Here is a 4,343-nt window from a genome sequence, read left to right as displayed (position 1 = left end):
GTGCCGGCGAGGGACAGGCCGGCTACGGCTCGTCGGCGGCCGGCTCCACCAACCGTGCGGCTCCCGCAAAACCCGCTCCTCAGGCGGCGGCGGCCGTCTCGGGCGAGGACAGCCGGGCCGAGGTGCTGGTGATCGGCGCCGGCCCCGGCGGCTACACCGCCGCCTTCCGCGCGGCCGACCTCGGCAAGAAGGTCGTTCTGGTCGAGCGCTGGCCGACGCTGGGCGGCGTCTGCCTCAACGTCGGCTGCATCCCGTCGAAGGCCCTGCTGCACGCGGCCAAGGTCATCGACGAGACCCACGCCATGGCCTCGCACGGCATCAGCTTCGCCGCGCCGCAGATCGACATCGACAAGCTGCGCGATTGGAAGGACGGCGTGGTCAAGCGCCTCACCGGAGGTCTCGTGGGCTTGGCCAAGCAGCGCAAGGTCACGGTGGTGACCGGCACCGCCCGCTTCGTCAGCCCGCATCAGGTCGAGGTCGAGCATGAGGGCAAGAAGACGGTCATCGGCTTCGATCAGGCGATCATTGCGGCCGGCTCCGAGCCGATCCAGATGCCGTTCATCCCGCATGACGACAAGCGGGTGATCGACTCCACCGGGGCGCTCGAACTCGACGGCATCCCCGGCCGCATGCTGGTGATCGGCGGCGGTATCATCGGGCTCGAGATGGCGACGGTCTATCACGCGCTTGGCGCCAAGGTGACGATCGTCGAGCTGATGGACCAGATCATCCCCGGCGCCGACAAGGACCTCGTCACGCCGCTGATGAAGCGGATCCAGAAGCAGTACGAGGCGATCCATCTCAAGGCGAAGGTGACGAACGTTGAGGCGACGCCGGAGGGCCTCAAGGTGACCTTCGAGGGCGGCACCGCGCCGCCGACCGACACCTTCGACAAGATCCTGGTCTCGGTGGGCCGCCGCCCCAACGGCAAGCTGATCGCGGCCGAGGCGGCCGGTGTCGTCGTCGACGAGCGCGGCTTCGTGCCCGTCGACCGGCAGATGCGCACCAACGTGCCGCACATCTTCGCCATCGGCGACATCGTCGGTCAGCCGATGCTGGCCCACAAGGCGACGCACGAGGCCAAGGTCGCGGCCGAGACGGCTTCGGGCAAGAACAGCTTCTTCGACGCGAAGGTGATTCCCTCCGTGGCCTATACCGACCCGGAGGTGGCCTGGGTCGGGCTCACCGAGAACGAGGCCAAGGCCAAGGGCATCAAGGTCGGCAAGGGCGTGTTTCCCTGGGCCGCCTCGGGCCGTTCGCTGGCGCTCGGGCGCGACGAGGGCCTGACTAAGGTGCTGTTCGACGAGGCCACGGACCGCATCCTCGGCTGCGGCATCGTCGGGCCTTCGGCGGGCGACCTGATTGCGGAAGCCGCGCTCGCCATCGAGATGGGGGCCGACGCCGAGGATATCGGCCTGACCATCCACCCGCACCCGACCCTGTCGGAGACGGTGGGCCTCGCAGCCGAAGCCTTCGAGGGCACGATCACCGACCTCTACATGCCCAAGAAGCCGCATCCGCGCCCGGCCTGAGCCGCTCGGCGGCATCGCGATACGGGCTGGTGTAGCGAGGCCCGACGGCGGCTCGTTCTCTCGCTGGTCCGTGGCCGGCGATCGCCTGTTCGCGATCCGTCGCGATCACGGCTCGGCCGATCGAGGCCCCAGCCCCTCCGGCCGAGCCGACCTGTCCTGTTGGATTAAACGTCTACGGCCGGCCGAACTTGCCGCACCGCACCGATGGTCGCTGTGGCACTGCGGTAAGCGCATCCCCCTTTTGCCGGTACTGCCCATTGCGCTAGGTAGAGCGATGCCGCAGGAGGCGGTGCCTTCCGCACCTCCCATCGAGCAAGTCGGTCGCCCGCGATGACTCCCGAACCCTCCATGGCCCACTCCGCCGCGCTCGAGCGCGACGCCCAGCAGGCCCACAAGGACCACAAGGTCGCGCCGGGCGAGATCGCCATCGGCGTCGTGATCGGCCGGACGTCGGAATATTTCGACTTCTTCGTCTTCGGCATCGCCTCGGTCCTGGTGTTCCCGAAGGTGTTCTTCTCCTTCGAGCCCGACCAGCTTACCGCGACGCTCTATTCCTTCGCCGTCTTCGCCCTGGCCTTCGTCGCTCGCCCGGTCGGCACGGTGATCTTCATGGCCGTCGACCGGAAGCACGGGCGCAGCGTCAAGCTGACCACCGCCCTGTTCCTGCTCGGCGGTTCGACGGCGGCGATCAGCTTCCTGCCGAGCTATGCCAGCATCGGCTATGCCTCGATCTGGCTGCTCGCGGGCTTGCGCATCGCGCAGGGTCTGGCGCTCGCCGGCGCCTGGGACGGCATGGCCTCCCTGCTCGCCCTGAACGCCCCGCGCGAACGCCGCGGCTGGTACGCGATGATCCCGCAGCTCGGCGCCCCGTTCGGGTTCATGGTGGCGAGCGCGTTGTTCTCGTTCTTCCTCGTCAACCTTTCGACCGAGGACTTCCTCGACTGGGGCTGGCGCTTCCCGTTCTACTGCGCCTTCACCATCAACGTCGTCGCGCTGTTCGCCCGCCTGAGCCTCGTCGCCTCCGACGAGTTCAGGGCGCTGATGGAGAAGCGCTCGCTGGAGCCGGTGCCGGTCTTCGAGCTCCTGCGCCGCCACGCTCTCGACGTTTGGATCGGCGCCTTCGTGCCGCTGGCCGCCTTCGCGCTGTTCCACCTCGTGACGATCTTCCCGATCAGCTGGCTGACGCTCTACACGGACCGTCCGGCCGGCGAGTTCCTGATCGTGCAGTTCTCCGGCGCCATCGTCTGCGCCGGCGCGATCTGCGCTTCGGGCTTGATCGCCGACCAGATCGGACGCCGTAACACGCTGCTGCTCTCGGCCGGCTTGATCGCGATGTTCGCCATGGGCAGCATCATCGCCCCGCTGATCTTCGGCGAGAGCGCCATCGGCCAGACCATGTACGTCACGGTCGGCTTCATGATCCTCGGCCTCGCCTACGGCCAGACTGCCGGCGCCGTCACCGCGCGGCTCGGCTCGCGCTACCGCTACACCGGCGCGGCGCTGACCTCGGATCTCGCCTGGATGTTCGGTGCGGGCTTCGCGCCGCTGGTGGTGCTGTTCCTGGCGAGCCGTTACGGGCTCGCCATGGTCGGCCTCTACCTGCTGTCGGGCGCCGCCGCGACCCTGCTGGCGCTGTTCCTCGACAAGTCCGAGATGCGCCAGATGTGATCGACCGCGTCATCGGGGCGGCGCCGTCGTGCCGCCCCCATCGCCGATAGGAAGCGCCGCTTCGGCACGCGGCAGAGAAATGGGTCGAGTCCCGTGACCATCGCCATGCCAATCCCCTCCCCGGCGCGGGGAGCCGCCCGCCGGCTCCTGCAGGGCCTCGCCCTGCCGCCGCTGTTACTGCTGCTGTCGGGCTGCAACCTCGTGGTGATGCAGCCGTCGGGCGACGTCGCCCTGCAGCAGCGCAACCTCGTCCTGGCCTCGACCGGGCTGATGCTGCTGATCATCGTGCCGGTGATCGCGCTGACGCTGTTCTTCGCCTGGCGGTACCGCGCCTCCAACGAGACCGCGCCCTACGATCCGGACTGGAACCACTCGACCCAGCTCGAGGTGGTGATCTGGACTGCGCCGCTGCTCATCATCATCGCCCTCGGCGCCCTGACCTGGATCAGCACGCACACCCTCGACCCGTTCCGGCCCCTCGGCCGCATCGACGCGACGCGGCCGGTGCCGGCGGACGCCAAGCCCCTCGTCGTCGAGGTGGTGGCGCTCGATTGGAAGTGGCTGTTCGTCTATCCCGAATACGGCATCGCCACGGTCAACGAGCTTGCCGCCCCGGTCGACCGGCCGATCACCTTCAAGATCACCGCCAGCTCGGTGATGAACGCCTTCTACGTCCCCGCGCTCGCCGGCATGATCTACGCGATGCCCGGCATGGAGACGAAGCTCCACGCGGTCATCAACAAGGAGGGCGTCTATGACGGCCTTGCGTCGCATTACAGCGGCAGCGGCTTCTCGCGGATGACCTTCAAGTTCCACGGGATGAAGCCGGACGGCTTCGACGCCTGGGTCGCGAAGGCCAAGGACAAGGGCGCCGACCTCAACCGCGAATCCTATCTCGAGCTCGAGAAGCCGAGCGAGGCCGTGGCCCCGCGCTTCTACAAGTCCGTGGCCGACGACCTCTACACCGCGATCCTGAACATGTGCGCGATGCCCGGCCGGATGTGCATGAGCGAGATGATGCACATCGACGCCACGGGCGGCGCCGGCAAGGAGAGCCAGGGCAACCGCGAGCGGCTCCAGTACGACAACCGCCGGATCGAGCAGGGCGACGAGCCGAACGGCGCGACGGCCCCGGCCGCCGGC

Annotated in this window: 3 protein-coding genes; all 3 read left to right on the top strand. The window is 68.4% G+C overall.

All coding sequences use genetic code 11. The features are described from left to right. Positions 1-1,532, top strand: a 1,532-nt coding sequence (lpdA, locus tag FV217_RS21925) for a dihydrolipoyl dehydrogenase (RefSeq protein ID WP_147821715.1), incomplete at its 5' end; no start/stop codon positions are given. Positions 1,533-1,862: 330 nt separating this feature from the next. Then, entirely contained in the window at positions 1,863-3,200 is a 1,338-nt protein-coding gene (locus FV217_RS21920; RefSeq protein WP_147821713.1) for an MFS transporter, read from the top strand. A gap of 105 nt (positions 3,201-3,305) precedes the next feature. Next, positions 3,306-4,343: ubiquinol oxidase subunit II (gene cyoA, locus FV217_RS21915; protein ID WP_147821711.1), on the top strand; the 1,038-nt coding region annotated here is incomplete at its 3' end.

This window comes from Methylobacterium sp. WL9, from assembly GCF_008040035.1.
In the GTDB taxonomy this organism is placed as follows: domain Bacteria; phylum Pseudomonadota; class Alphaproteobacteria; order Rhizobiales; family Beijerinckiaceae; genus Methylobacterium; species Methylobacterium thuringiense.
This window is presented reverse-complemented; position numbering and strand designations above follow the sequence as displayed.